This is a genomic window from Terricaulis silvestris (genome assembly GCF_009792355.1).
GTDB classification, from domain to species: Bacteria; Pseudomonadota; Alphaproteobacteria; order Caulobacterales; family Aquidulcibacteraceae; genus Vitreimonas; species Vitreimonas silvestris.
In genome coordinates, this window is record NZ_CP047045.1 from 1816128 (window position 1) to 1841718 (window position 25591).

Genomic DNA, 25591 nt, shown 5'->3' on the forward strand with positions numbered 1-25591 from the left:
ATGCTCACGGCGCTCGGGCGTGGAGGGGAGTTCGCCCGAGCAGGGTGAAGCGATTAGAACGAGAACGCAGGCGCTTTCAGTCGTCCGATCCAATCCGCGAACTTCGCGGTCCAGTCCGTGAGCAGCGTGCGGAAACCTTCGTCGGCGATCTCGCCGTCCTTCAGCGTGTCCGGCCGGAAATTGAGATAGATCTCCGGTCCGGCTAGCAACGGAATGCCAATGTGGGCAATGACGCTGCGAAGCTGCGATTGAGCCGCCGCCGTACCCACCGTCCCCAGCGTGGCGCCGACGATTGCTCCAGGCTTGCCCGGCCACGAGGTCTTGCCCCACGGCCGCGAACCCCACTCGATCGCGTTCTTAAGGGCGCCCGAGAAAGTGCGATTGTATTCCGGCGTCACGAACAGCACGGCGTCGGCGCTTTCAATCTGATGCTTGAAGCGCACCACGCTCGCCGGAGGCTCAGCCTCGAGATCTTCGTTGTAGAGCGGCAGGTCGCCGATCTCGACGATTTGCAGGTCCAGCTTCGGGCGGGCCAGCTTGGCTAGCGCCTGGGCGAATTGCCGGTTCACGGAGCCTTTGCGCAGGCTCCCTACGATCACGGCGACTTTGGCGGTCATTTTCATTCCCCTAGTAACGGTTAGTAACCAGGGCTATATGAGTGCCTATGAAAGACGCTCAAGAACGCACAGCGACGTCACCAGAGCACACCCGTGTGTCCGACATTGAGTCCCACGACTGCCGGGCGGTCAGCGGCATCCTCCAGCGCATCGGCGACAAATGGAGCGTGCTGATCATTTCCAGGCTCGGCGAGGGCTCCAGAAGATTCAATGAAATCAAGCGGATGATTGGGGGCATCTCGCAGCGCATGCTGACCCTCACGCTTCGCAATCTGGAGCGGGACGGGCTGGTGAAGCGCACCGTCACCCCCACGGTCCCGCCCCGGGTCGATTATGAGCTGACTGACCTCGGCAAAGAGCTGCTTATCCCGGTCCAAGCTCTCGGCGCGTGGGCCATCGAGCACACCCCTTGTATTACGGCGGCCCGCGCCCGATTTGATGCTGCCGAGGCGGCGGAAACGCCGCAACAGCAACGCGTTTCGACTGGTTGACGCGGCATTTCGCCCCGTCTAAGACCACGCCCTTCGCGAACACCCAACGCGCGATGCCCCACCGGCCCCCCCTTGCTAAGAGGGCGGCCGGGCGGCGTCGTGCCTATTGCGTTTTGGAGCACGTCCACAATGGCTCGTATCGCCGGCGTAAACATTCCGACCCAGAAGCGCGTCGTCATCGCGCTGCAGTACATCCATGGCATCGGCAAAGCCCACGCCAAGGAAATCACCGAGAAGGTCGGCCTCGCGCCAGAACGTCGTGTCAGCGAATTGACCGACGCGGAAATTCTTCAAATCCGCGAAACCATCGACAAGGATTACACGGTTGAGGGCGACCTCCGCCGTGAGAATTCCACCAACATCAAGCGCCTGATGGATCTCGGCTGCTATCGCGGTCTGCGTCATCGCCGCGGCCTGCCGGTTCGCGGTCAGCGCACGCACACCAACGCGCGCACGCGCAAAGGTCCGGCGAAACCGATCGCCGGCAAGAAACAAGCGACCAAGAAGTAAGGACACGCCGCAATGGCTAAGGAATCCACCCGCGTTAAAAAGCGCGAGCGCAAGAACATCGTCACGGGCGTGGCCCACGTGAATGCGTCGTTCAACAACACGATGATCACGATTGCGGATGCACAGGGCAACACCATCTCTTGGTCGAGCGCCGGCACGATGGGCTTCAAGGGCTCGCGCAAATCGACTCCGTACGCTGCACAGGTCGCCGCCGAAGATGCGGGCCGCAAGGCGATGGAGCACGGCATGCGCACGCTCGAAGTGAACGTGTCGGGTCCGGGCTCGGGCCGTGAAAGCGCGCTGCGCGCTCTGCAGGCGGTGGGCTTCACCGTGACGTCGATCCGCGACGTGACGCCGATACCTCACAATGGATGCCGTCCGCCGAAGCGTCGCCGCGTCTAAAGCCTTCTCCGTTGGGCGCGCGATGAATCCGCTGCGCCTCTGATTGGAAAACCGAATGATGTCGATTGAAAAGAACTGGCTAGAACTGATCCGCCCGAAGAAGCCCGCTGTTGAGCACGGCTTCGATCCCGCGCGCCGCGGCACGCTGATCGCTGAACCACTCGAGCGCGGCTTTGGCCTCACGCTTGGCAACGCGCTTCGCCGCGTGCTGTTGTCGTCGCTGCAAGGCGCGGCCATTCAATCCGTGCAAATCGACGGCGTCGTGCACGAGTTCAGCTCGATCCAAGGTGTGCGCGAAGACGTCACCGATATCGTGCTGAACCTGAAGCAGGTCGCCATCCGCATGCGCGGCGAAGGCCCCAAGCGCGTGATGCTGACCAAGGTCGGCCCGGGCGAAGTGAAGGCCTCGGACATTCAGACCGTCTCCGACATGGAAATCCTGAACCCTGATCTCGTCATCTGCACGCTCGATGACGGCGCGAACCTCCGCATGGAGCTCACGATCAACAACGGCAAAGGCTACGTCCCCGCCGAGCAGAACCGTCCGGACGATGCGCCGATCGGCTTGATCGCGATCGACTCGATCTACTCGCCGGTTCGCCGCGTCGCCTATCGCGTCGAGAACACCCGCGAAGGCCAAGTGCTCGACTACGATAAGCTCATCATCGAAGTCGAAACCAACGGCGCTGTCCGTCCTGAAGATGCGATCGCGTACGCCGCGCGCATTCTGCAAGACCAGCTACAAACCTTCATCACGTTCGAAGAGCCTAAGCAGAAGAAGGAAGGCGGCGAGAAGCCCGATCTTCCGTTCAACCCGGCGCTTCTGAAGAAGGTCGACGAACTCGAACTTTCGGTACGTTCGGCGAATTGCTTGAAGAACGACAACATCGTCTACATCGGCGACCTGATCCAAAAGTCGGAAGGCGAAATGCTTCGCACTCCGAACTTCGGCCGCAAGTCGCTGAACGAGATCAAGGAAGTGCTCGCTTCGATGGGCCTTCACCTTGGCATGGCTGTCGAGAACTGGCCGCCGGACAACATCGAAGACCTCGCCAAGAAGTACGAAGATCAAATTTAAGGTAGTGCGCCATGCGTCACGGCTCTGGACATAAGAAACTCAACCGCACGTCGGCTCACCGCGAGGCAATGTTCGCCAACATGGCGGCATCGTTGATCAAGCACGAGCAGATCGTGACCACGCTGCCGAAGGCGAAGGCGCTCCGCCCCGTCGTCGAGCGTCTGGTGACGTTGGCGAAGAAGGGCGACCTCGGATCGCGCCGCTTGGTGCTCTCGCGCATGCGCGACGAGACCCAAACCAAGAAGCTGTTCGACACGCTGGCCCCGCGCTACGGCAGCCGCGCCGGTGGCTACACCCGCGTGCTGAAAGCGGGCTTCCGCCACGGCGACAACGCCCCGCTCGCGGTGATCGAGTTCGTCGATCGCGACGAAGCGGCCCGTGGCCAAGACAGCGGCCCGCGCCCAGAAGCGATCTACACCGACGAAGGCTGAGCCCTTCGCGCCCACAAGTTCCAACGGGCCGTCCTCGCGGGCGGCCCGTTTTTGTTTGACTCGATAGTTGGCCGAAAGTAGAAATATTGCCGGAACAGCGAAGGAGATCGTCAATGTCGGACTTGTATCGCCCCAAGGGCCTCTCCAGCGCCGTCTGCTACCTCGATCCCAAGGCTGCGTTCCGCTGGTTGGAACAGGCGTTCGGCTTCGAACCGCTCCTGGTGATCCTGGATGAAAACGACAACCTCGCGCACTCGGAGATGAAGTACGGCGACAGCGTCGTCATGATCGGCAACGAATGGAGCGCCGATCACAAGAGCCCCAAATCGGTGGACGGCAAGAATACGCAGACCGTGCACGTCCAGCTCGCCCGCGGCGAAGACATCGACGCCCATTGCGAGCACGCGCGCAAGGCGGGCGCGGAAATCATGCAGGAGCCCAGCACGCAATTCTACGGCGACCGCACCTACCGCGCGCGCGACAGCGAGGGCCACATCTGGACCTTCGGCGTCACGATCGAGGAAGTCGGTCCCGAAGCGTGGGACAAGGCGACCGGCCTCAAAACGAAAACGCGCCTGTGAGCGCAGGGCGCAGCATCGACAAAACGCTCGCCGCGCTCGCCGATCCGCATCGGCGGCGCGCGGTGGAGTTGCTCGGCCAGCGCCCGCGCCGGGCGGGAGAGCTGGCCGATGCGCTCGGTTTGCCCGCGCCGGCGATGAGCCGACATCTGCGCACGCTCAAGCAAAGCGGCCTGGTGGAGGAATCCCATCCAGAGTTCGACGCCCGCGTGCGCATCTACACGCTGAAGGAAGGCGCCATGGCTGATCTGAAGAAATGGCTCGCCGACACCGAGCGGCTTTGGGCCGATCAACTCTCGTCTTTCAAAACGCACGTGGAGAAGAAGCGGAAGTGAGCGCCGTTGTCGTATCCCTTCGCGTGAAAGCGACGCCTCAAGAAGCGTTCGACGTTTTCACCCAAGAGATCGCGGCATGGTGGCGCCCCAGCGGCTTATTCCAGCTCACGCCGCGCGGCGACGGCGAATTGCGCTTCGAACCGGGCGAGACCGGTCGCCTCGTCACGACGCTGCCCAACGGCAAGGACTTCGAGATTGGCCGCGTCACAATCTGGGCACCAGGCGAACGTCTTGCTTTCACCTGGCGCCAAGCGACATTCACGCCCGATCAGGTCACGCACGTCGATGTCCGATTTGAAGCGCTTGAGCAGCAAACCCGCGTCACCGTCGAGCATCGCGGCTGGGACGCAATCCCGGAGGATCACGCGGCCCGCCACGGCTTTCCGCTCGCCGCCACGCAGATGCGGCTGGCCGAGCATTGGCGCGCCTTGCTGGCCGCCTTGAATGAAACACTGGGCGCCTAAGGGTTCTCCGCAGTTCCCGAATACCACCGACGCCATGTTTCCGCCCATTCCCCGCGCCAAAGCCGAACCCCGAGATTTTGTGGGGTCAGCGATGAAAATTACCCGTGACACTTTGCTGAAGGCGTCGCCGTTCGCGGCGATTGTGGCGGGCTTCGCGGGCGGCGCACTCGCCATCTCGCCGATCGGCCAACAAATCGTGGCCCCACAGCCCGCCGTCGAACGCCAGCAGGAAGGCGCCGACCCTTACCTCCAACTCGTCCAAGCCCAGCCGCTTGCGCGCACAGCGCCAAACAGCCGCGGCGAGATGCAGCTTTCGTTTGCGCCCGTCGCCGCGCGCGCCGGTCCCGCCGTCGTCAACGTCTACGCCCAGCGCGTCGTGCGCGGCATGTCGCGCGATCCGTTCTTCGGCCGCTTCTCCGCGCCGCGCGTAGAGCAATCGCTCGGCTCCGGCGTCATCGTCCGCGCCGACGGCATCATCGTCACCAACAACCACGTCATCGAAGGCGCGCAATCGCTGAAGGTCGTGCTCTCGGACCGCCGCGAGTTCGACGCCGAACTCGTCCTCGCCGATCCGCGCGTCGATCTCGCCGTGCTGCGCATCCGCGCCGGCGAGAACCTGCCGACGCTGCCGTTCGCCGACACCCAGCACGACACCCAAGTCGGCGATCTCGTGCTCGCCATCGGCAACCCGTTCGGCCTGCAGCAGACCGTCACCAGCGGCATCATCTCGGCGCTCGCCCGCACCGAAGTCGGCGTCAGCGACTACGCCTTCTTCATCCAGACCGACGCCGCCATCAATCGCGGCAACTCGGGTGGCGCGTTGGTCGACATGAACGGCGCACTCGTCGGCGTGAACAGCGCCATCTTCTCCGAAGGCGGCGGCTCCAACGGCATCGGCTTCGCCATTCCGGCCGAGATGGTGCGGCGTGTGGTCGAAAGCGCCGTCTCCGGCGGCAGCACTGTCGTGCGCCCCTGGCTCGGCGCGCGTCTGCAAACCGTAACTGCAGAACTCGCCCGCTCGCTCGGCCTACCGCGTCCCGAAGGCGCCGTGGTCAGCGATCTCTACCCGCGCTCAGCCGGCGAACGCGCCGGTCTGCGCAGCGGCGATGTGATCCTCACCGTCGCCGGGGTCGAAGTGCGCGACGAAGCCAGCGTCCGTTACCAGTTCGCCACCCAACGCCCAGGCTCACGCGTTCCGCTCACAGTCCTGCGCAACGGTCGCCAATCCACGCTCACGGCGACGGCCGAGGCGCCGCCGGGTGGTTCGCCCGAAGCGCGCGCGCTCACCGGCCGCCATCCACTCGGCGGCGCCCGTGTCGTCACGCTGACGCCCGCGACGGCCGAAGCCAACGGCATCGACCCGTTCAAGACCGGCGTCTTCATCCAAGCCCTCGATCGCGGCGGCGTCGCCGCGCGCGTCGGCTTCCGCACCGGTGACGTGATCGACGCCGTCAACGGCCAACCGGTGCGCGACGCCGCTCAACTCGATCGCGCCATGGCCAACGCGCGTTCTTGGGTGATCGGCGTCGAGCGCGGCGGGCAACGCGCGGAGATACGGTTCTAGACGCGTTACTTCTTCACCGGCGCGCCGATCGACCACGAGTGCCCGTACGGATCGCGCAGCTGTCCATAGCGGTCGCCCCAGAATTGGTCGGCGAGGGGCATCTTGATCTCAGCGCCGGCGCTCACGGCGCGATCCCACCACTGATCGGCGTTGTCGACTTCTAGATGGATGGTGACGCCCGATGGCGGCGGCGCTTCACTGCCGCCACGAAACTCCGGAAAATCGTCCGACAGCAGGATAGCCTGGCCGTTGACGCGAAAACGCGCGTGCATGATGCGCTCGCCATCCTGGCCGTAGTTGCGGAATTCCTCACTAGCCCCAAAAGCGCGCGTGTAGAACTCCAGCGCCGCCTTGCCACCTTTGACCGTGATGTAGGGGTAAACGCCAACCGGTATGGAGGATGTCGCTTCAGCCATCGTTTCTCTCCCATGATGGGCTTATCTAGGAAGCCATGAGCGATCTATTCCAAGCTGCGGGGCTGGACCAGGGCGCGCCGACGCCGCTGGCCGAAAGGCTGCGGCCAAAAAAGCTCGACGAGGTGGTCGGCCAGGATCACCTGCTGAAACCCGAAGGCCCGATCGGCCGCATGGTGGCGCAAAAGCGGCTGTCGTCGATGGTGCTTTGGGGACCGCCAGGCGTCGGCAAAACCACCATCGCGCGACTGCTCGCCGAAGAAACGGGCCACGAATTCCAACAGATCAGCGCGGTGTTCTCCGGCGTCGCCGATCTGAAGAAGGCGTTCGAGACCGCCAAAGGCCGCCGCGCCTCGGGCAAAGCGACATTGCTGTTCGTTGACGAAATTCACCGCTTCAACCGCGCCCAGCAAGACGGCTTCCTGCCGTACGTGGAGCAGGGCATCGTCACCCTCGTCGGCGCCACCACCGAAAACCCCAGCTTCGAGATCAACGCGGCCTTGCTCTCCCGCGCGCAAGTGTTCGTGCTAAAGCGACTTGATGAAGGCGCGCTCGATCAGCTGCTGCAACGCGCCGAAACACTGTTTGGACGCAAAGTGCCGCTGACGGATGACGCGCGCATCGCGCTCACCAATCTCGCCGATGGCGACGGCCGCTATCTGCTCACGCTCTCCGAAGAACTCTTCGCGCTGCAAACCCAAACGCCGCTCGACGCCAAGGCGCTCGGCGAGCTGCTGCAAAAGCGCGCGCCCGCTTACGACAAAGATCGCGAAGAACACTACAATCTCATCTCCGCGTTACACAAAAGCATTCGCGGCTCAGATCCCGACGCCGCGCTCTATTGGCTCGCGCGCATGGTCACCGGCGGTGAAGACCTGCTCTTCATCGCGCGGCGCCTCGTTCGCGCCGCCGCGGAGGATGTCGGCCTCGCCGATCCCACCGCACTCCTGATCTGCAACGCCGCCAAGGACGCCGTGGACTTCATCGGCCCGCCCGAAGCCGAGCTGCATCTCGCGCAAGCCGTGATCCATCTCGCCACCGCGCCCAAATCCAACGCCGCCTACGTCGCCTGGAAACAGGCTCGCAGCGCCGCGCAAGAAACCGGCACGCTCGGCCCGCCCATGCACATCCGCAACGCGCCGACCAAGCTGATGAAAGATCTCGGCTACGGCAGCGGCTACGCTTACGACCACGACGCTGAAGGCGGCTTCTCCGGCCAAAACTACTTCCCCGACGAAATGCCCCGCCGCCAATTCTACCAACCCGAAGGCCGCGGCCGCGAAGGCACCATCAAGGAACGGCTAGAACACTGGGCAAAACTGCGGGCTGAGCGTGAGTAGAAGCGTGCGCGGACCAACCCTCTCCCTTGCGGAGAGGGTCGCCGCGAAGCGGCGGGGTGAGGGGCGTTCCAACGCTCAGGCGCCTGCATGTTTGAACGCCCCTCACCCCCAACCCCCTCTCCGCAAGGGAGAGGGGGCTATTGGCGTCACGCATGTCCAACGCTGAAGCGCTCGCGACTCTTTTGAAGAAGGCAACCCGCGTCGTCGTCTTCACCGGCGCCGGCATTTCGACCGAAAGCGGCATCCCTGACTTCCGCAGCCCGGGCGGTGTCTGGAGCAAGATGAAGCCCATCATGTTTCAGGACTTCGTCGCATCACCCGGCGTGCGCCGTGAGGCCTGGACGCGCGTCTTCAACAAGACGGCAGGCTGGACCGGCGCTCAACCAAACGCCGGCCACCACGCCGTGGCCACTCTCGCCAACGCCGGCAAAGTCAGCGCCATCATCACGCAGAACGTCGACAACCTGCACCAAGATTCCGGCGCTCCACACGACAAGGTGATCGAGCTTCACGGCAACGCCACGTACGCCAAGTGTCTCGATTGCGGTCAGCGCCACGAACTCGATGTTTTAGAAATGCCCTACAGCCGCGGCGAAGAAATCGTGTGCGACCACTGCGCGGGTTTACTCAAGACCGCCACCATCTCGTTCGGCCAAGCCATGCCGGAGGCTGAGATGACGCGCGCAACCGAAGAGTCGCGCGCCTGCGATCTCTTCCTCGTACTAGGCTCCTCGCTGGTCGTCTTCCCCGCCGCGGGTTTGCCGATTGAAGCCAAGCACCACGGCGCCAAGCTCGTCATCGTCAACCGCGAGTCGACGGACATGGACGATTACGCCGATCTCGTTCTCAACTCCGAAATCGGCCCGCTCATGAGCGAAACGCTAAGGGTGATGGCGTGAGTTCACGAAGAGGGCGACACGATGAAGGACTCTGCAACGCACTCGAACGTGGTGTCGTGGAAGGTCCACACGAAATGCCGGTAGCTATCAAACAGCGAGTCTACGTGACGGGGGTGGACCCGGTTCATATCGCGGAGGTCCTTGATCCATCGAGAATTGTCGACCTCGAACGCGGCGTAGTGAGTCAATCCGAACGCCGCCAGAGGATGGCCGTGCAATGCTTCGTCGTTGGGCGGCCCAAAATAGTGGGCCAATGCGCCACTGAATTCTATCTGAACTGCGCTGTCGTCGAAGTCGAAGTACCTAAGCGAAAGGGCAGTATCCGTCGCCGTGACGGTTGGGCGAGGCGAGCCGGTGTCCATCTGAGGGGCCTTGATCTCGCGAACGATTGGGTCGGGCATGTCTAAATCTGCGTCTTCCGGTCCATCAGATCAACAGCCCAACGCCCGCGATTTCCTCATCCACGAAGACGCGTACATGCTTGTCTTCAACAAGCCCGCTGGCCTTGCCGTGCAGGGCGGCTCCGGCGTTACGCAATCGCTCGAAACGCTGCTCACCCAGTTCGCCAAGTCCAACGGCAAAACCCCGCGCCTCGTGCACCGCCTCGACCGCGAAACCTCCGGCGTGATCGTCGCCGCGCGCACCAAGCCGGCAACCGCATTCCTCTCCGAAGCCTTCGCCAACCGCGACGCGCACAAAACCTATCTCGCCATCGTCTGCGGCGGCGCGCCCGAGCCGCGCGACGGCGAGATCGCGCTGGCGCTCAAAAAAGCCAACCGTCGCGGCCTCGACATCATGGAGATCGCCGCCACCGGCCAAGCTGCCCTCACGCGCTACCGCACGCTCACCGCCACGCCAGCCGCAGCACTCCTCGAACTCACCCCCGAAACCGGCCGCATGCACCAGCTCCGCGCCCATCTCGCGGCCATCGGCCACCCCATCGCCGGCGACGGCAAATACGGCGGCCTCTTCAGCGTCGCGGGCGTCGAAATCCCCAGCCTGACACTCCACGCCGCAGCCCTCGACATCCCGCATCCCGCCGGCGGCCGTAAATCCTTCACAGCGCCGCCGCCGCCCGCGTTCCTGCAAGCGCAGCAATCACTCGGTCTTGAAACCGCCGTGGCCCCAGAAACTTGATAGAGTGACTGAAAGCCGGAAGGACCTCCCCATGCTCCGCTCCCTCGCCATCGCTGCCGCGCTCGCGCTCAGCGCCTGCGCCTCGACACCAACCTACACCCCGGCCCGCGCCGATGGCGGCGCCGGCTATTCCGAAACCCAGATCGAAGCCAACAGATATTTCGTCACTTACCGCGCCCCAGGCGCCGCCAATGAATCGCTCGTCCACGACTACGCATTGCTGCGCGCCGCCGACATCACGCTCGAGCGCGGCAAGGAATGGTTCTGGGGCGATCGCCGCAGCTTCGACGGCCAGTCGCGCGGCGGCCGCAGCGGGCCGAGCATTGGCGTCGGCGTGGGCGGCGGTCGCTGGAGCGGCGGCGGCGGCTCGTTCGGCAGCGTCAGCATTGGCGTGCCGCTCGGCGGCGGCGGTGGCTCGACTGTGCGCTCAGCAACGCTAGAAATTCGTCTCGGCGAAGGTCCCAAGCCCGATGATCCGAACGCCTACGACGCGCGCTCGATCGCGACCAATCTCCGCGCAAGGCAACCGTACTGAATGATGCAGGTGCTGCTGGTTGCGCTCGGGGGAGCGGTGGGATCAATGGCGCGCTACGGCGTGGGCATCGCCGCCGCGCGCTGGTTCGGGCTCGCGTTTCCATGGGGCACGCTCGCGGTGAACGTCCTAGGCGGCCTCGCCATCGGCGTGCTCGCCGCGCGCGTCGGCCCCGAAGGTGAGAACATGCGGCTGCTCCTAGGCGTCGGTCTCCTTGGCGGTTTCACCACCTTTTCGGCGTTTTCGCTGGAGACGGTGCGCCTCTTGGAGCACCAACCCGGCCTCGCCATCGCTTACGCCCTAGCTTCGCTTCTGCTCAGCGTTGGCGCATGCTGGCTGGGGCTGAATTTGGGGCGCGTATGAGGTCGGTCGAGACCATTGAAGTGCATGAGGACGACGGTGTGGCGCGGATCGACCGCTGGCTGCGCCGCCGCTACCCGCATTTGACCCAAGGCCAAGTCGAGAAAATGATCCGCACCGGTCAGGTTCGGGTCGATGGCGCGCGCGTGAAAGCGTCCGACCGCGTCTCGCCTGGCCAAAGCGTGCGCATCCCGCCGATCCCCGAAGCCACGGAACGTTTGCCTGCCGGCATTAGCGGCAAGGACGCCGACTTCATCCGCTCGCTCGTCATCCATCGCGACGACGATGTCATCGTTCTGAACAAGCCCGCCGGCCTCGCCGTGCAAGGCGGCACCAACACCACGCGCCACGTCGATGGCATGCTCGATGGTCTAATCTTCGACGCCGAGAAGCGCCCGAAGCTCGTGCATCGCCTGGATCGCGACACCTCCGGCTGCCTCGTGCTCGCGCGCCACCCGCGCGCCGCGGCGTGGCTTGGCGAAGCCTTCCGCGATCGCGACACAGATAAAATTTACTGGGCCATCGTTCTCGGCTCGCCGCGCCCGAAGGTAGGCGAACTCCGCTCCTGGATGCGCAAGGCGCCAGGCCCGCGCGACGCCGATCGCGAAATGATGATCTCCGCCGAACAGCGCGAAGAGGGCGCAGTCCACGCCGTTACGCAATACGCGGTGCTCTCCGAAGCAGGACAGAGCGTCTCCTGGGTCGCACTCCGCCCCGTCACCGGCCGCACGCACCAGCTCCGCTTTCACATGGCCGAGTTTAGTCACGCCATCGCCGGCGATCCCAAATACAGAAGCGATCGCCCCACGCCGAACGATCTCCAGGACCAGCTCTTGCTGCACGCTCGCGCCTTGCGGCTGCCGCATCCGTCCGGCGGCGAGCTCAACGTCACCGCCAAGCTCTCGCCGCACATGGTCGCCGCGTTCGACATGCTGGGCTTTGACGAGCGCGACGAGCGCGACCCGTTCGCGCCATTCCCGCAAGCGGCGCGAAAATGAGACTCGCGGAAGCCGCCGCGTTTGCGCAAGCCAGCCGCGAGCTGCTGAACAAAGGCGACGCTGTCGGCGCCGAGCAGGTGCTTTCCCCCGTCATCGGTCAACTCGGCAGCGACGCCAAAGCGCTGCACCTGATGGGCCTGATCAAGCGCGCGCGAAACCAGCTCGCAGAAGCTGAGCGCTATTTCCGCGCCGCCATCTCCCACGCCTTCAACGAGGGCGGCTACTACAACGATCTCGGCGTCGTTCTGCAGGCGCGGGGAGAATACAAGGAAGCCATCCGCGTCTATCGCGCAGCACTTGCGCTGGTCCCCGAAGCGGCGGCGACCCGCGTCAACGTCGTGCGTTGCCACATGGCGGCGGAAGATTATGCGGGCGCGGAGGAGGATGCGCGCGTCTATATCGCCGCCGCACCGGGGCCAGAGGCCTGGACTCTGCTCGGGCAAGTGCAGCGCGCACAGGAGAAGAACGAGGAAGCGCTTATCTCCGCCGAAACGGCGCTCAAATACGCGCCCACCATGCGCGGCCTGCAGCTCAACCACGCCACCGCGCTCGACCGCGTCGGCCGCGCCAAGGAAGCGCGACAGATCTACGCCACGCTCGCCGACAAGGAAGTCGACTCGCAAGAGCTAGCACTAAACTACGCCCGGTCGCTCTTCGCCGACGACAAGAAGAAAGAAGCCGAGGCGCTGTTGGAAAGCGCGATTGCAACCTGGCCAGCGTCCGTCACCTTACACGGTCCGCTCGCGCGCATGCGCGAATTGCGCGGCGCGGGCGAGGCCGCGACTGAGCTAATCGAAGCCGAGATCGCACGGCGCCCCAAGGATATCTCCTTGCGCCTCGCCGCCGCCGATGCGCTCCACCGCGGCGATCACCACCAGAAGGCGCTTCGTGTTCTCGACGAAGCGCTCCGGCTGGCGCCAGATTCGCCACCGTTGCTGACGGCAGCCGGGATCGTGCTCGACGAACTCGAACGTCCGCGCGATGGTTTGAAGCTGTTGCGGCGGGTGGCAGAGCTTGATCCCAAGTCAAAATCCGCCCAACGCAACTTACTCTCGACGCTGATCCGCGCTGGCATGCCGGAAGAAGCGCTGAGTATCATCCGCACGCTCCGCGAAGACGATCCCGACGAGCAATATCTGATCGCCTGCGAAGCGCTGGCGTATCGTGTTCTCGGCGAACCCGGCTACGCGACGCTCTGCGACTACGATCGCATGATCCGCACCTACGAAATCCCGGCGCCGCGCGGCTTCTTCACCGTGGAAAATTTCAACGCAGCCCTCGCCGACGTGCTGCGCCGTCAGCACCGCATCAACGCGCACCCGCTCGATCAGCACATCCACCACGGTTCGCAAACCGGCCGCAGCCTGCTCTCGATCGACGAGCCCAACATCACGGCCTTCCGCGCCTCGGTCGAAAGCGCCGTGCGTGATTACATCTCGCGGCTCAAGTCGGAAGACGGCGATCCACTCAGCCGCCGCCGCAAGGAGCGCTACCGCTTCTCCAGCATGTGGTCAGTGCGGCTCGGCCATGAGGGCTATCAGCCCAACCATGTCCACGACCACGGCTGGATCAGTTCCGCTTACTTTGTGTCACTGCTACCGTACGAAAAACGCCGCGACCCCAAGGCCGGCTGGCTCAAGTTCGGCGAACCGAACCGGCCCGTCGCCGGGTGCACACCGGAGCGCTTCATCGAGCCAAAACTCGGGACGCTCGTCCTATTTCCCTCCTATTTCTGGCACGGCACAGTGCCGTTCGAGGGCTCCGAGCGCCTATCCGCCGCCTTCGACGTGGCGCCCGCCTGAGCGGCCCGCTAAAACGCGGCCATGAAGAAGATCGATCTTGAGGCCGCGCCGAAGGGGCAGGGAACGCGCTACCCGCCGCCCCATAACGAGCGCTGCAAGGACCGCCGTTGGATCCGCGTCGGCGACGCTGCGGGGCTGACGCAGTTCGGCGTCAACATCGTCACGCTCGATCCCGGTGTTTGGTCAAGCCATCGCCATTGGCACGAGAAGGAAGATGAGTTCGTGTTCATGCTCGAAGGCGAGCTGGTGATGGTCACCGACGCCGGTGAAGAAATCATGCGCCCGGGCGATTGCGCCGGCTTCAAAGCCGGCGTGCGCGACGGCCACAATCTGGAGAACCGCTCCGACAAGCCCGCGCGTTTTCTGGTCGTCGGTTCGCGCGACGAAACCGATTGGGGCGAATACTCCGACCTCGACATGAAATTTCTCCCCGGCCGCGGCGGCTACGTGCGCAAGAACGGCGATCCGATTTGACCATCGACTTGCCGCGCCGTTTCTACACCAACGCAACCGTCGCCGATGACGGCGCCGGCATCATGCTCGACGCGCGCCGACTCAAAACCGCGCGCGGCGACGCCTTCGCCGCACCGGCGCGTACGCTTGCCGATGCGATGGCTGCGGAGTGGGCTGCACAAGGCGAGTTCATCGTCCCGTCAAGCATGCCGCTCACGCAACTCGCGTTCGCCGCCATCGATCACACACCGGCGCGCCGTGACGAGCTCGTGAAGTACATCGCCAAGTTCGGCGAAACGGATCTCGTCTGCCACCGCGCCGCGAGCCCGCCGCCGCTGGTCGCGCGGCAGAGCACGATGTGGGATCCAATCGTCGTCTGGGCCGCCCACGATCTCGGCGTCGTGCTGCCCGTCGTCATCGGCGTTGTCGCCGCCCAAGTCCCGTCGGAGTCGCGCGAGACGCTCGCCGCCCACGCCGCCGCCCTTGACGATTTCCAGCTCACCGCGCTCGCCCAGGCGACAGGCCTTGCCGGCTCCGTGCTGATCGCCTTCGCGCTTCTCCGCCAGCGCATCGACGCCGAAACCGCGTTCGCCCTGGCCGCGCTCGATGACTTATGGTCCCAAGAACAATGGGGCCAAGACGCCGAAGCCCAAGACCGGCTAGACAGCCACCGCGCCGAGTTCGAAAACATTGTGCGATTCATCGCGCTGCTGAACGCCTGAGGACCCAATGAAAGACATCATCGCCGCCCTTGAAGCCAAGCGCGAAGCGGCGCGCGCGGGCGGGGGCGAGAAGCGCCACGCGTCCCAGCACGCCAAAGGCAAGCTCACCGCGCGCGAACGCATCGAGCTTCTGCTCGATGAAGGCAGCTTCGAAGAGTTCGACATGTTCGTCGAACATCGCAGCCACGAATTCGGCATGGAGAAAACCAAAATCCCCGGCGACGGCGTCGTCACCGGCTGGGGCACGATCAACGGGCGCCTCACCTACGTCTTCTCCAAGGACTTCACCGTCTTCGGCGGCTCGCTCTCCGGCGCGCACGCCGCCAAGATCTGCAAAGTGCAGGACATGGCGATGAAGAACGGCGCGCCGATCGTCGGCGTTTTCGACGCCGGCGGCGCCCGCATCCAAGAGGGCGTCGAATCCCTCGCCGGTTACGCCGACATCTTCCAGCGCAACATCCTGGCCTCCGGCGTCATCCCGCAAATCAGCGTCATCATGGGCCCATGCGCCGGCGGCGATGTGTATTCGCCAGCGATGACCGACTTCATCTTCATGGTCAAAGACACGAGCTACATGTTCGTCACCGGGCCGGACGTGGTGAAAACCGTTACCAACGAAGTCGTCACAGCCGAAGAGCTCGGCGGCGCGCGCGTGCATGCGGCCAAATCCGGCGTCGCCGACGGCGCTTACGAAAACGATTTCGAGACGCTGACGCAAATGCGTCGCCTCATCGATTTCCTGCCGCTCAGCAATCGCGAAAAGCCGCCGACGCGCCCGCACTTCGATGACGTCACGCGCGAGGAAACCTCGCTCGATCGCCTGATCCCCGACAATCCGAACAAGCCCTACGACATGAAGGAGCTGGTCGAAAAAGTCGCCGACGAAGGCGATTTCTTCGAGATCGGCAGCGAGTTCGGTAAAAACATCCTGACCGGCTTCGTCCGCCTCGACGGCTCCACCGTTGGCATCGTCGCCAACCAGCCCATGGTGCTCGCGGGCGTGCTCGACATCGACGCCTCCCGCAAAGCCGCGCGTTTCGTGCGCTTCTGCGACGCCTTCAACATTCCGATCGTCACCTTCGTCGACGTGCCGGGCTTCCTGCCGGGCACGCGCCAGGAACTCGGCGGCCTCATCAAGCACGGCGCGAAGCTCCTGTTCGCGTACGGCGAAGCCACGGTGCCGAAAGTCACGGTGATCACGCGCAAAGCCTATGGCGGCGCCTATGACGTCATGAGTTCAAAGCACCTGCGCGGCGACGTGAACTACGCCTGGCCCTCAGCCGAAATCGCGGTGATGGGCGCCAAGGGCGCCGTCGAAATCATCTTCCGCGCCGACATCGGCGACCCGGAAAAGATCGCCGCCCGCACCAAGGAATATTCCGACCGCTTCGCCAACCCGTTCGTGGCGGCAAGCCTCGGCTACGTCGACGACGTCATCATGCCCCGCGAAACCCGCAAACGCATCATCCGCGCGCTGGGTACGCTCAAGAACAAAAAACTAGAGAACCCCTGGAAGAAGCACGACAACATTCCGTTGTGAGGACGTGATGGGCCATCACATCACCGGCGTGATCGCTAAAGCGGAGATCTGCCGAGCCTTGTCCCTCAAATGGGGAGGTCGGGCCATCTGCGCGCTCGAGCAAGGCTTTGGGTTTTTGCCGCTCGATTATCAGAACCTTAGATCGGTAAAGGATGCCGACGTTACAGGTGCATTTGAGAAGTTTGTCTATCTGACGCCCAACCTCGTAATCGCCTTCAGTGAGGCATCTCGCGAATGCGAGTTCGCGTACATCGAGACCGAGTATCATGGCGGTGCTGGCGCGCAGGGCGCCGTACTCTTCAGAAACGGTGCCGTGAGTTGGGGGCCGGTACAAGGCGACATAGGACCGATCAACAACGTGCTGAAGCTGGTCGGCGTTTCCAAAGGCGAGAAGCACGACGAGTTCGAAGCGGTTGGCCTCGTCGACTTTCGGAGCAATGAGGCCGCTCGAACTGCCGCGCTGTCGCCTCAGGATCAGAGAAAAATCTTAGTTGAGTTGTATGCGGAGATCGCTCGACTGGGTGCCTTGATTGACGCGCCGAAAGACTGGTTGCCAGGGCCAAAGAGTGGCCCTGCCTCATCGCATTCCTGGCTGCAGATCGAGTTTCAGGAGGAAAATGACGGAGACGACGAGGACGGCTATTTACTTTCCGTCCAGAGCGACAGTGACGGACCTTGGGTTTGCACCGCAGAGTGCTCAGTCCAATTTTCGGACTCCCTGCTGCACGTCCTATTCGAGGGCATTACGCACAACATGGCGATGGCAGCTCGCCGCCCCGCTAAGGGTGACGATCCGAGACGTAGCCTATTTAGAATCCAAGAGGAGTTGTTAGCGCAACTCAAGCCGGAGTGGGCAGCGCGAACCGCACAGAGTCACGCGCAAATCTTGCGAACTCTTCCCTTCAAGGATGGGTGAAATTCGTCATTCCGGGGCATCGCGCAGCGATGAGCCCGGAACCCAGGGGCAGACGACGTGCTGGTGGCCCCTGGGTTCCGGATCGCGCTTCGCGCGTCCGGAATGACGGGTAGGGTGTGGTGCAAATGTTGAGCATCACTTCCTTCACTGCCACCGATCTCCCCGCCATCACACAACTCTTCCGCGCTTACGCCGCCTCGCTCCCAATCGATCTCGGCTACCAGGGCTTTGACGGCGAGCTTGCGTCGCTCCCCGGCAAATACGCACCACCCGCCGGCGCGCTGCTGATCGCGCGCGACGCAAACGGCGCCGCTCTCGGATGCGTCGCCATGCGTCCGCTTCACCAAGAAGCCGTCTGCGAAATGAAACGCCTCTACGTGGCGCCGGAGGGCAGGGGCATGGGCCTCGGCAAACAGCTCGCGCACGCCATCATCGAAGCCGCCTGCGCCGCCGGCCACCACGAAATGCGCCTCGACACGCTTAGCACCATGCACGAAGCGCAAACGCTCTACCGCGCGCTGGGGTTTGTAGAGATCGCGCCGTACTATGACAGCCCGATCGAGGGCACGGTGTTTATGAGCCTGAAGCTCTAGCGCTCAACGCGTCCCTTCTCCCCCGCGAGGGGAGAAGGTGGTCGCGAAGCGATCGGATGAGGGGGCGGGCTTCAGGATGAAGCGCACTCTAGCGGCGCGCTAAACTGGCCAGCTCCCACCCTCATCCGGCCTTCGGCCACCTTCTCCCGCCCATGCGGGAGAAGGAAAGACGCGATCTATCCAACACAAATTGCGCGAAAACCGTTGCAACTTGCGGCCCGCGCAAAAATCTATCCCACACCTCGCCACCAGCACTATCATGCGCGCATCGCTCCGCAGGAGAGCAGTCGGCCGCTGTTCAACCGATGCGATGAGCGAGGTGATTGAGCGTGATGGTTCTGATGTTGTCCGCAAACGATCGCGGACAGGCGCAAAGCCCAGAGGGCGAAAACGAGCCTCTTAAGCGTTGCGTATCGCATCAGCGCTGAAGCCCGCGGGATAAAAACCGCGAGGAGCGAACCGGGGACATGTGCGAACAGCGCATGCCTGCACGCCGCCGGCGATCCGCCAGAGGAGTGAAACACCTCCTTGTGCGGAGCCGATGGAAGCCAATCACGGGACGCGGGTGGTCCGCGTCATCAGCGCCGTTCACGCGGCGCAAACTTTGCCGGCGCGAGCCACCCGCGTCCCGCTCTCCGCTTTTTCGCGCGCGCGCAACAAGGCTAACGCACGTCCATACTTCGCGCGTTGCGTGTCGGAACATGAAGTTCCTGCGCAGAAACCGTTGCAAACACACCACTCACGCAGTGCGACCCAGTGTTACCGGAACGGTACGCGCGACGCGTTCGTTTCCACCGCATCGGAGGGTCTCGACGCTTAAATGCGAGGAGAGTTGAAATGCGCATCAGGAATATTCTGAAAGCCGGTGTTGTCGCCGCCGCGTTCGCGATGATTAGCGCGCCGGCGCAAGCGGCAGGTTCCGGCGTGCATGTCGGCACGCTCGAATGCCATGTGCAAGAAGGCTGGGGCCACGTCATTGCCTCGAACCGCGACATGGATTGCGTGTTCAAGCCTGTCGACGGCGGCACCGAACACTACACCGGCGAACTGTCGCGCTACGGAATCGACCTTGGCTACACCAGCGACGCCACGCTGATCTGGGGCGTCATCGCGCCTGCATCAGATCTCGCCACCGGCGCGCTTGAAGGCGATTACGGTGGCGCGTCTGCTCAGGCGACTGTCGGCGTCGGCCTCGGCGCCAACGTGCTGATAGGCGGCCTCGATCGCTCGATCGCGCTGCAGCCCGTCAGCGTTGAAGGCAACACTGGCCTTGCCGTCGCCGCCGGCGTGGGCGTCATCACGCTGCGCCAAGGGTAAGCGACTAACGCAAGGAATGCGGTGCGGCCTTATCCCCGCGCCGCATTTCTGCGTTAGACTGTCCGCGATGATTGCCGTTTGCCGATAAGCGGGACGATCAGCCAGCCCGTTTTTGCGATGGCCGGGCATCGCGTGCTGAGAAGGCTAGGCGTAAATACAGCGCATGCGGGGCGCGCTTCTCTTTGGACTGTCGGTCGCGCTCGCGGCATGTGGCGAAACCCGCGCGTCGAACGAGCCGGCGCACGCCGAGGTGTTGGTCGGCCAATACAACGCCGCGTCAAACACCGCCCGCGAAGCCACCGGCGGCGTCTCGATCGAGCGCGGCGGTCTTTTGTTTGCGAAAGGCCTCGTCCTCTACACCCGCACGTTAAATCCGCGCAGCGGCCTAGAACGCATCGCCCGCGACGGTCAAAGCTACGCGACAATCGCAACCGGCCCCGACCTCACCATCGAACTCCGCCGCGTCACCGAACAAGCCCTCACCGGCAACGCACGAGGCCTCTGCGGCGACGCCGCGCCCGGGTACGTCGCGCTCGCCTACGGAGAGCGCGCAAACACAGTCACGGTGTTGGTCTTCGCCGGCGACGAACCGCCCGGTCCCAACGCAACACAAAGCCGCCTCTGCGCAACGCTCGCCTACTCAGCTCCCGGCGGCGCGCGGACGAGCCAGGGCGTCGTGCTGTGGTGATCAGTCCGGCTTGCCCATGGGTTTGATCGGCTCGCCAAGCTCATAGAACTCGGTGCCTTTGTCGGTCTGCATCAGGAGGAAGCGCTTCTCGAGTTCAGGATAGGAGACCACATCAATCGGCCGATCCTCGCCGCCCATCAGATAGACGCACTCGTCCTCAAACGTATTGCGCAACACGTGCGGTACGGAAGGCGTGGCAAAGCCCATGAAGTCGCCCGGCCCAACTTCCGCACTCTTGCCGTCAATCTCGGCAATGGCCCGCCCGGAGATGATGTAGATCCATTCCTCCTCAAGCATGTGCGCATGATATGCGAAGCTGTCCTTGCCCGGTGGGAGCTTCACCAAGCTCACATGCGCGCGGCTCATGCCCGCCAGGCGCGAGAGGCCAGCAGCGCGGAAGAGGGAGTTGGGGTTGAGCTTCTGCGTGAACGGCCGCATCGCGTGCGGGATTTCGGCGGCGCGCCACAGGGGCTTCTTCGACTCAGGCATGGCCCAAATCTATCCCACACATCCGAAGCTGTGGGATAATCAGAACTCGACTGGTGTGTAGGGGCGCCATTCCCCACCCAGCAGGAGTTCAAGCGGCCGGAAGTGCGCTTTATAATCCATCTTCTCAGAGCCCGGGATCCAGTAGCCGAGGTAGAGGTGGGTGAAGCCCGCGGCGCGGGCCTGCTGGATGTGGTCGAGGATGCTGTAGATGCCCAGGCTGCGCTTGGACTCTTCGGGATCGAAGAAGGAGTAGACGAGGCTGAGGCCGTCGCCGAGCACATCGACGAGCGCTGCAGCGGTCAGGTCACCCTTCTTGGGGCCGGCGGAGTGGCGATACTCGACGATGTGCGTGCGCACCGCCGTCTCTTCGACCATGGCGCCGTAATCGGAGAAGCTCATGTCGGCCATGCCGCCTTCGGCGTGGCGCGAATTGAGGTAGCGGCGCAGGAGACGGAATTGCTCTTGAGTGGCCTCAGCGGGACGCAAAGCGCGCGTGAGATCGGCGTTCTTCGTCATGATCTTGCGCCAGCGGCGAGTGAACTCGAAACGTTCAACCGGCACCCGCGCCGAGACGCACGCTTCGCACGCGTCGCAAGAAGGGCGGTAAGCGATGTTTTGTGAGCGCCGGAAGCCGGCATTGGTCAGCACGTCGTGCAGACTGCTGGCGTCGAGACCATCCAGCGCGGTGAACACTTTGCGTTCCCGCTTGCCCGGCAAATACGGGCAGGGCGACGGCGCAGTCAGGAAGAACCGCAGGTTCTTGGTTGGGAACGGCTTAGTCACGTTGGCTCATATTGGTCGCCGAACCTTTCACCACGTCAAGCTTCGCGTGCTGCACGAGTACATTCCGTCCGAACGCGCTTAACAAAGGCTTTCATCCCGCTGCATTTGCGCCGCCTTCTAAAAATGTGGCGAGAAAGCCTGTTTTCTCTCCGCTCTGGGGAAAAGCTCTGTTACAGTCTCCGCCTCTGCCGCGCGGACTGGGGGAACGTTCGGCCCGGATAGCAGAGAGGCTACGCCCATGGCGCAACCTGTAACGGCCATCCTGTCGAGCCACGGCGAACTCGAAGCCAAGGCGCGTCAGTTCACGAACGACACCAACGAAGCCAATCTGCTCGTGGGCAAGGTGGTTTCGCGCGCGTTGACCAATTTCCGCGACGGCGCCGCCGATGACGTGATCCTGCACTCAATGCGGCGCGACCTCGACCGCATGATCGAAGCGCTGCGCAAGGCCCACCACTAACCGAGGTGATCACCCCGGCCCAACGGGTCGGGCAGCGGCTCGCCATCCGGCACGAAGCTCAGCGACACCGAATTGATGCAGTACCGCAGCCCGGTCGGGCGCGGGCCATCCGGGAAGACGTGACCCTGGTGGCTGTCGCACCGCGCACACCGGGTCTCAGTTCGGCGCATGCCGTAGGCGTTGTCCTCGAGGCCGACCACGTGCTTGGGATCGATCGGCGCGGTGAAGGACGGCCAGCCGGTGCCGCTATCGAACTTGGCGTCCCAACGAAACAGCGGCAAGCCGCAGAGCCGGCACGCGTAGACGCCGGACTTCTTCTGGCCGAGCAGGCCACCGCAAAACGGCGCTTCAGTGCCGTGGTGCAGGAGCACGCGGCGTTCTTCATCGTCGAGCGTCGCCTCAAGGCGCGCGCGCTCGTCGGCGTTTGGCGGGGTGAGATCGAAGCCGGATTGAGAAGTTGTCATGGGTCCTAACCTGGGAAGGCTGGTCTCATTCGTCCACCTAGACCTTAGGGTTACACTACAGTCTCGCGGTCCCCGTAGAGCTTGGCGAGATGCGCCACCAGGCTCTTCGCGCCTGCGCGGATCTGGTCGTCGGAGAACTTGGTGCGGAGGTGCTTCGTCGCGTCGGCCAGGCCTTTGGGCTCAATCCCAAGTTTACGCCGGTGCTTCTTGGCGATGTGCTCAACCAGCATGTCCGCCTTCTCTGACGCCGGACCCAGGATCGGCTTCAGCGTTTGCTCTAGCACACGCACCAACGGATCGCCGCGCTTGGGTTTCTTCTTTGCCGGGCGTAGGGCAGCCAGCAGCGTTTTGTCATCGTGCGCACGGACCGTCGCGAAGAGGGCTTTGGCCTCCTTCGGCGTACGTCCGCGCAAAGCTGTGCGCAGGAACTTCGCTTGGTCCGCGCTGAGCTTCATGAGCCGGCTCGGCGCAGGATTGAGGCTGCGGCGCGTGTCAGCGCTTCTTTCGCGGGACGGCCGCCGACACGCATCATCGCCGTGACATTGATCGGGTTGGCCGCAATCCGCTCCGTCGGCGCCGATCGCAGGACGGCGGAATACGGCACTTCGTCAGGCAGGAGCGCGCCACCGAAGAACGGCGCATTGGCGATCTCGGTGCGGGTTAGCGCGTCTGCATCGCCGGTTTCGCCAGATCGGGTGCGGTCGTTCACGCCGTTGAGCAGGACGGAGAATTCCCCCGCCTGCAATGGTCTTCCCCTGACCTCGCGCACGACCTGTTCCAGCATGTTCAATCCGGTGAGCGAATACTTCTCCGGCCTGACCGGGGCGATGATGTGATCGGCGCAAGTGATCGCGAGGCGCGTGAGGAAGGTGGCGCAGGGGTTGGAATCGATGATCACCGCATCAGAGCGCGCGCGCAGAGCCGAAACCAGAGCGCGGAAGCGTGTAAACGCCTCGGCCTTATCGCGATCGGCGCGGGTGTCGAGCGTGTATTCGAACAGCCGCTCGTCGCCGGCGACCAGTTCGAAATTCGGCTGCTTGCCGCGCTTGATCCGGTTGAGCGGCACGGCGATGCCGCCGAAGTCTCCAACGGGAAGGCTCGTATCGCCGCGCGGATTGACGATGCTGTAGATGGTGTGATTGCGGTCGCGGATGCGGTTGCGTTCGCCCGGTGAGAGAAAATACTGGGTGAGATTGTGCTGCGGGTCGAGGTCGATGAAGCTGATCGAGCGCTTGTCGGCCAAGTGCGCCGCGGCGAACAAGTTGGCGGCGAGCACCGTTTTGCCGACACCACCCTTGATGTTCAGCATGGCGATCACGCGCCCACGTCCACTCGCTGCGCGTGCGCGTTCGACAATGCGTGTCAGCACTTCGGATTCAGTGCCCTCGCGAAGGTCGATCGCGGTGCTGGTGTCGAGCGTCGCGCGAATCCACGAGTCCGGCGGGAGATCCGCCGTCTGGACGATAAGGATCGGTCGTCCGTTATTGAGCGCGGCCACCACCTCGCGCTGTATCCAGGCGCTGTCGAGCGCCGCGGGCGAGGTCAGCACAATGAAGACGGCCGCTTCGCCGATGGCCTGCACCAGTGCCGGAATACGATCCTGCACCCGAAGTTCGGAACTGGACCGCGTGACGCTCCAGCCGTTGCGCTCAAGTTCAGCTGCGACGCGGCGCGCCGCATCCTCCTCAGACGGCTCAAAGGCGAGATACGCCGTAGTCGCCATTGCGAAATCTGCCCCGTCCTCAGCCCCTTAACCCTTAGGCGGCCCGGTTGCGCTTTGGCAATGCCGCGCCCACCGCTTCGCCTGAGAGGCGCGTGGATTGGCCCGACGAACCGTCGCCGCGCACCATCCGGAACCACCTGAACCGAGAACGCATTGCCGCCTCATGCCTGATCCGCTGCTGATAGACATGTTCCAGCGTTTGGCCGTCGCGCTGGGCATCGGCTTCCTGATCGGCGTGGAGCGCGGCTGGAAGCATCGCGACGCGCCCGAGGGCACGCGCGCGGCTGGCCTGCGCACGCACGCCGTGATCGGGCTGATGGGCGGGACGACGGGCGCGCTGTTGCCCGCGATCGGCGCCGTTGGCTTTGCCGCGATTACGCTCGCCTTCGCGGCGGCGTTTATCGTCTTCAAGGTGCGTGAGAGCTTGAAGGACGACGACGTCTCGGTGACCGGCACGATCGCGGGGCTCTTGGTCTATGCGGTGGGCGTCTACGCAATGTGGGGCGATTTGCGGATTGCGGCGGCTGTCGCAGTCGCCCTGGTTGGTCTGCTCGCGTTCAAGGAGGCGCTGCACGATTGGCTCGATAGCGTGACGTGGAAGGAGCTGCGCTCGGCGTTACTCATCTTGGCTGCCACCGCGATTGCGCTGCCATTGCTACCCGACCGCACCATCGATCCTTGGGACGCAATCAATCCGCGTGAACTTTGGTTTCTGACGATCCTCGTGGCGGGCGCTTCGTTTGCTGGCTACGTCGCCGTGCGTGTGCTGGGCGGCGACATCGGCGTCCTCGCTGGCGCGGCCGCAGGTGCGTTGGTGTCCTCGACGGTCGTAACGGCAGAGCTCGGGCGGCGGGTGAAGACAGGCGAAACGCACGCCATGGTCGCCGCCGCCGCGGCAGCGCTCGCGGCGGCGATTAGCGTTGGGCGCGTTATCGTGCTGCTGGCGGTGACGGCGGCGCCGCTTGTTCCGGAAGCGGGGCCAGCCTTGGCGGCGGCAGTCGTGATGTTCGTCGCCGCCGCGTTCGCGCTGCGCTTTTTTGATCGCGAGGGCGACAAAGGCGACAATTCGCAGAAGCTGCGCAGCCCGCTCGATCTGTGGTCGGTGGCGCAGTTCGCGCTCTTCCTCGGTGGCGTGATCATCATTGGCCGCATCGTGGCGGACGAATTTGGCCAAGCGGGGCTATTACCGTTCGCGGCGACCGCGGGGTTGGCGGACGTGGACGCCGTGACCTTGGCGACCGGCAGTTTGGTGCGCGGCGGGCTCGACCCAGCGGTCGGGGCACACGCGGTGATGATCGCGGTGCTGATGAATACGCTGGCCAAGGGTGTGATCGCCTTCGTGACAGGCGGGTGGCGCTATGCGGGGCTCTATTTCGCGGCGGCGCTGGCGGCGACTGCGGCGGCTGCGGCGGTTTGGTTCTTGGTCACGCCCTTTCTTACGCCCATGTTCAGACAAGGGGCCTCGCTCGCGCCCTCATTGCTGGGCTAAGTA

At 64.0% G+C, this 25591-nt stretch carries 33 protein-coding genes; 25 read left to right on the forward strand and 8 right to left on the reverse strand.

The window, feature by feature from the left end; translation table 11 throughout:
- Positions 1 to 53: 53 nt before the first annotated feature.
- Complete coding sequence (locus DSM104635_RS09220) at positions 54 to 617, reverse strand: NADPH-dependent FMN reductase (protein ID WP_158765919.1); 564 nt, start codon at positions 615 to 617, stop codon at positions 54 to 56.
- Between the two features lie 47 nt (positions 618 to 664).
- Here DSM104635_RS09220 and DSM104635_RS09225 point away from each other — a divergent pair, with 47 nt between their 5' ends.
- The 9 genes from DSM104635_RS09225 to DSM104635_RS09265 all read left to right on the forward strand — a co-directional run bounded on the left by DSM104635_RS09225 (position 665) and on the right by DSM104635_RS09265 (position 6470).
- Positions 665 to 1108 (forward strand): winged helix-turn-helix transcriptional regulator, encoded by a 444-nt coding sequence (locus tag DSM104635_RS09225; RefSeq protein ID WP_158765920.1) that lies wholly within the window; start codon positions 665 to 667, stop codon positions 1106 to 1108.
- A 129-nt stretch (positions 1109 to 1237) separates the two neighbouring features.
- Positions 1238 to 1618 (forward strand): 30S ribosomal protein S13, encoded by a 381-nt coding sequence (rpsM, locus tag DSM104635_RS09230; protein WP_158765921.1) that lies wholly within the window; start codon positions 1238 to 1240, stop codon positions 1616 to 1618.
- Between the two features lie 12 nt (positions 1619 to 1630).
- Complete coding sequence (rpsK, locus tag DSM104635_RS09235; protein WP_066774332.1) at positions 1631 to 2020, forward strand: 30S ribosomal protein S11; 390 nt, start codon at positions 1631 to 1633, stop codon at positions 2018 to 2020.
- A 58-nt stretch (positions 2021 to 2078) separates the two neighbouring features.
- Positions 2079 to 3098: a DNA-directed RNA polymerase subunit alpha gene (locus tag DSM104635_RS09240; RefSeq protein WP_158768052.1), complete on the forward strand. Its 1020-nt coding sequence runs from the start codon at positions 2079 to 2081 to the stop codon at positions 3096 to 3098.
- A gap of 11 nt (positions 3099 to 3109) precedes the next feature.
- Positions 3110 to 3529: a 50S ribosomal protein L17 gene (gene rplQ, locus DSM104635_RS09245; RefSeq protein WP_158765922.1), complete on the forward strand. Its 420-nt coding sequence runs from the start codon at positions 3110 to 3112 to the stop codon at positions 3527 to 3529.
- Positions 3530 to 3642: 113 nt separating this feature from the next.
- Positions 3643 to 4110, forward strand: a complete 468-nt coding sequence (locus tag DSM104635_RS09250; protein WP_158765923.1) for a VOC family protein — start codon at positions 3643 to 3645, stop codon at positions 4108 to 4110.
- Positions 4107 to 4442 carry an ArsR/SmtB family transcription factor gene (locus DSM104635_RS09255; RefSeq protein WP_158765924.1) on the forward strand — a complete coding sequence of 112 codons (336 nt, stop codon included), beginning with the start codon at positions 4107 to 4109 and terminating at the stop codon, positions 4440 to 4442. The genes DSM104635_RS09250 and DSM104635_RS09255 overlap by 4 nt, the downstream gene beginning before the upstream one ends.
- The gene (locus DSM104635_RS09260) at positions 4439 to 4906 is read left to right on the forward strand and encodes an SRPBCC domain-containing protein (RefSeq protein WP_228445995.1); all 468 of its coding nucleotides are present in this window, start codon (positions 4439 to 4441) and stop codon (positions 4904 to 4906) included. The genes DSM104635_RS09255 and DSM104635_RS09260 overlap by 4 nt, the downstream gene beginning before the upstream one ends.
- Before the next feature lie 91 nt (positions 4907 to 4997).
- The gene (locus DSM104635_RS09265) at positions 4998 to 6470 is read left to right on the forward strand and encodes a Do family serine endopeptidase (RefSeq protein ID WP_228445997.1); all 1473 of its coding nucleotides are present in this window, start codon (positions 4998 to 5000) and stop codon (positions 6468 to 6470) included.
- A 5-nt stretch (positions 6471 to 6475) separates the two neighbouring features.
- Here DSM104635_RS09265 and DSM104635_RS09270 read toward each other — a convergent pair whose 3' ends face one another.
- Positions 6476 to 6886: a VOC family protein gene (locus DSM104635_RS09270; protein ID WP_158765926.1), complete on the reverse strand. Its 411-nt coding sequence runs from the start codon at positions 6884 to 6886 to the stop codon at positions 6476 to 6478.
- 35 nt (positions 6887 to 6921) lie between these two features.
- Between DSM104635_RS09270 and DSM104635_RS09275 the strand changes: the two genes are divergently transcribed.
- Together DSM104635_RS09275 and DSM104635_RS09280 are read left to right on the forward strand one after the other, a co-directional pair.
- Complete coding sequence (locus tag DSM104635_RS09275; RefSeq protein ID WP_158765927.1) at positions 6922 to 8223, forward strand: replication-associated recombination protein A; 1302 nt, start codon at positions 6922 to 6924, stop codon at positions 8221 to 8223.
- A 152-nt stretch (positions 8224 to 8375) separates the two neighbouring features.
- Complete coding sequence (locus DSM104635_RS09280; RefSeq protein ID WP_158765928.1) at positions 8376 to 9122, forward strand: SIR2 family NAD-dependent protein deacylase; 747 nt, start codon at positions 8376 to 8378, stop codon at positions 9120 to 9122.
- A 2-nt stretch (positions 9123 to 9124) separates the two neighbouring features.
- On the opposite strand, the gene DSM104635_RS09285 is transcribed toward DSM104635_RS09280, so the two are convergent.
- Positions 9125 to 9523 (reverse strand): hypothetical protein, encoded by a 399-nt coding sequence (locus tag DSM104635_RS09285; RefSeq protein ID WP_158765929.1) that lies wholly within the window; start codon positions 9521 to 9523, stop codon positions 9125 to 9127.
- Here DSM104635_RS09285 and DSM104635_RS09290 point away from each other — a divergent pair.
- The 12 genes from DSM104635_RS09290 to DSM104635_RS09345 all read left to right on the forward strand — a co-directional run bounded on the left by DSM104635_RS09290 (position 9522) and on the right by DSM104635_RS09345 (position 20180).
- Positions 9522 to 10259, forward strand: coding sequence for an RluA family pseudouridine synthase (locus DSM104635_RS09290; protein WP_158765930.1), 738 nt, complete (start codon positions 9522 to 9524; stop codon positions 10257 to 10259). The genes DSM104635_RS09285 and DSM104635_RS09290 overlap by 2 nt on opposite strands.
- Before the next feature lie 31 nt (positions 10260 to 10290).
- Positions 10291 to 10794 (forward strand): CC0125/CC1285 family lipoprotein, encoded by a 504-nt coding sequence (locus DSM104635_RS09295; RefSeq protein WP_158765931.1) that lies wholly within the window; start codon positions 10291 to 10293, stop codon positions 10792 to 10794.
- The gene (gene crcB, locus DSM104635_RS09300) at positions 10795 to 11154 is read left to right on the forward strand and encodes a fluoride efflux transporter CrcB (RefSeq protein ID WP_158765932.1); all 360 of its coding nucleotides are present in this window, start codon (positions 10795 to 10797) and stop codon (positions 11152 to 11154) included.
- Positions 11151 to 12149: an RluA family pseudouridine synthase gene (locus DSM104635_RS09305; protein WP_158765933.1), complete on the forward strand. Its 999-nt coding sequence runs from the start codon at positions 11151 to 11153 to the stop codon at positions 12147 to 12149. Before crcB ends, DSM104635_RS09305 begins: the two co-directional genes overlap by 4 nt.
- On the forward strand, positions 12146 to 13951 hold the full coding sequence (locus DSM104635_RS09310; protein WP_158765934.1) for a 2OG-Fe(II) oxygenase family protein: 1806 nt from the start codon (positions 12146 to 12148) through the stop codon (positions 13949 to 13951). The genes DSM104635_RS09305 and DSM104635_RS09310 overlap by 4 nt, the downstream gene beginning before the upstream one ends.
- Positions 13952 to 13972: 21 nt before the next feature.
- Positions 13973 to 14425 carry a cupin domain-containing protein gene (locus tag DSM104635_RS09315; protein WP_158765935.1) on the forward strand — a complete coding sequence of 151 codons (453 nt, stop codon included), beginning with the start codon at positions 13973 to 13975 and terminating at the stop codon, positions 14423 to 14425.
- Positions 14422 to 15126, forward strand: coding sequence for an ATP12 family protein (locus DSM104635_RS09320; protein ID WP_158765936.1), 705 nt, complete (start codon positions 14422 to 14424; stop codon positions 15124 to 15126). Before DSM104635_RS09315 ends, DSM104635_RS09320 begins: the two co-directional genes overlap by 4 nt.
- Positions 15127 to 15133: 7 nt before the next feature.
- Positions 15134 to 16666, forward strand: coding sequence for an acyl-CoA carboxylase subunit beta (locus DSM104635_RS09325; protein WP_158765937.1), 1533 nt, complete (start codon positions 15134 to 15136; stop codon positions 16664 to 16666).
- Between the two features lie 7 nt (positions 16667 to 16673).
- Positions 16674 to 17582 carry an Imm63 family immunity protein gene (locus DSM104635_RS09330; protein ID WP_158765938.1) on the forward strand — a complete coding sequence of 303 codons (909 nt, stop codon included), beginning with the start codon at positions 16674 to 16676 and terminating at the stop codon, positions 17580 to 17582.
- 125 nt (positions 17583 to 17707) lie between these two features.
- A complete protein-coding gene (locus tag DSM104635_RS09335; protein WP_158765939.1) occupies positions 17708 to 18175 on the forward strand; it encodes a GNAT family N-acetyltransferase in 468 nt (155 codons plus the stop codon).
- An 837-nt stretch (positions 18176 to 19012) separates the two neighbouring features.
- Entirely contained in the window at positions 19013 to 19492 is a 480-nt protein-coding gene (locus DSM104635_RS09340; protein WP_158765940.1) for a DUF992 domain-containing protein, read from the forward strand.
- Between the two features lie 163 nt (positions 19493 to 19655).
- Positions 19656 to 20180 carry a hypothetical protein gene (locus tag DSM104635_RS09345; protein WP_158765941.1) on the forward strand — a complete coding sequence of 175 codons (525 nt, stop codon included), beginning with the start codon at positions 19656 to 19658 and terminating at the stop codon, positions 20178 to 20180.
- On the opposite strand, the gene DSM104635_RS09350 is transcribed toward DSM104635_RS09345, so the two are convergent.
- Both DSM104635_RS09350 and DSM104635_RS09355 read right to left on the reverse strand, forming a co-directional pair.
- On the reverse strand, positions 20181 to 20669 hold the full coding sequence (locus tag DSM104635_RS09350; protein WP_158765942.1) for a cupin domain-containing protein: 489 nt from the start codon (positions 20667 to 20669) through the stop codon (positions 20181 to 20183).
- Between the two features lie 39 nt (positions 20670 to 20708).
- Complete coding sequence (locus DSM104635_RS09355) at positions 20709 to 21452, reverse strand: arginyltransferase (RefSeq protein ID WP_158765943.1); 744 nt, start codon at positions 21450 to 21452, stop codon at positions 20709 to 20711.
- 238 nt (positions 21453 to 21690) lie between these two features.
- Here DSM104635_RS09355 and DSM104635_RS09360 point away from each other — a divergent pair, with 238 nt between their 5' ends.
- Positions 21691 to 21912, forward strand: a complete 222-nt coding sequence (locus tag DSM104635_RS09360; protein ID WP_158765944.1) for a hypothetical protein — start codon at positions 21691 to 21693, stop codon at positions 21910 to 21912.
- Here the strand turns inward: DSM104635_RS09360 and msrB are convergent.
- From msrB to DSM104635_RS09375, 3 genes are read right to left on the reverse strand one after another with little or no spacing between them, the layout of a single operon-like run.
- Positions 21909 to 22376, reverse strand: coding sequence for a peptide-methionine (R)-S-oxide reductase MsrB (gene msrB / locus DSM104635_RS09365; protein WP_158765945.1), 468 nt, complete (start codon positions 22374 to 22376; stop codon positions 21909 to 21911). The genes DSM104635_RS09360 and msrB overlap by 4 nt on opposite strands.
- A gap of 50 nt (positions 22377 to 22426) precedes the next feature.
- On the reverse strand, positions 22427 to 22831 hold the full coding sequence (locus tag DSM104635_RS09370) for a hypothetical protein (RefSeq protein WP_158765946.1): 405 nt from the start codon (positions 22829 to 22831) through the stop codon (positions 22427 to 22429).
- On the reverse strand, positions 22828 to 24099 hold the full coding sequence (locus DSM104635_RS09375; RefSeq protein ID WP_158765947.1) for an AAA family ATPase: 1272 nt from the start codon (positions 24097 to 24099) through the stop codon (positions 22828 to 22830). The genes DSM104635_RS09370 and DSM104635_RS09375 overlap by 4 nt, the downstream gene beginning before the upstream one ends.
- Before the next feature lie 163 nt (positions 24100 to 24262).
- Between DSM104635_RS09375 and DSM104635_RS09380 the strand changes: the two genes are divergently transcribed.
- A complete protein-coding gene (locus DSM104635_RS09380; protein WP_158765948.1) occupies positions 24263 to 25588 on the forward strand; it encodes an MgtC/SapB family protein in 1326 nt (441 codons plus the stop codon).
- Positions 25589 to 25591: the final 3 nt, after the last annotated feature.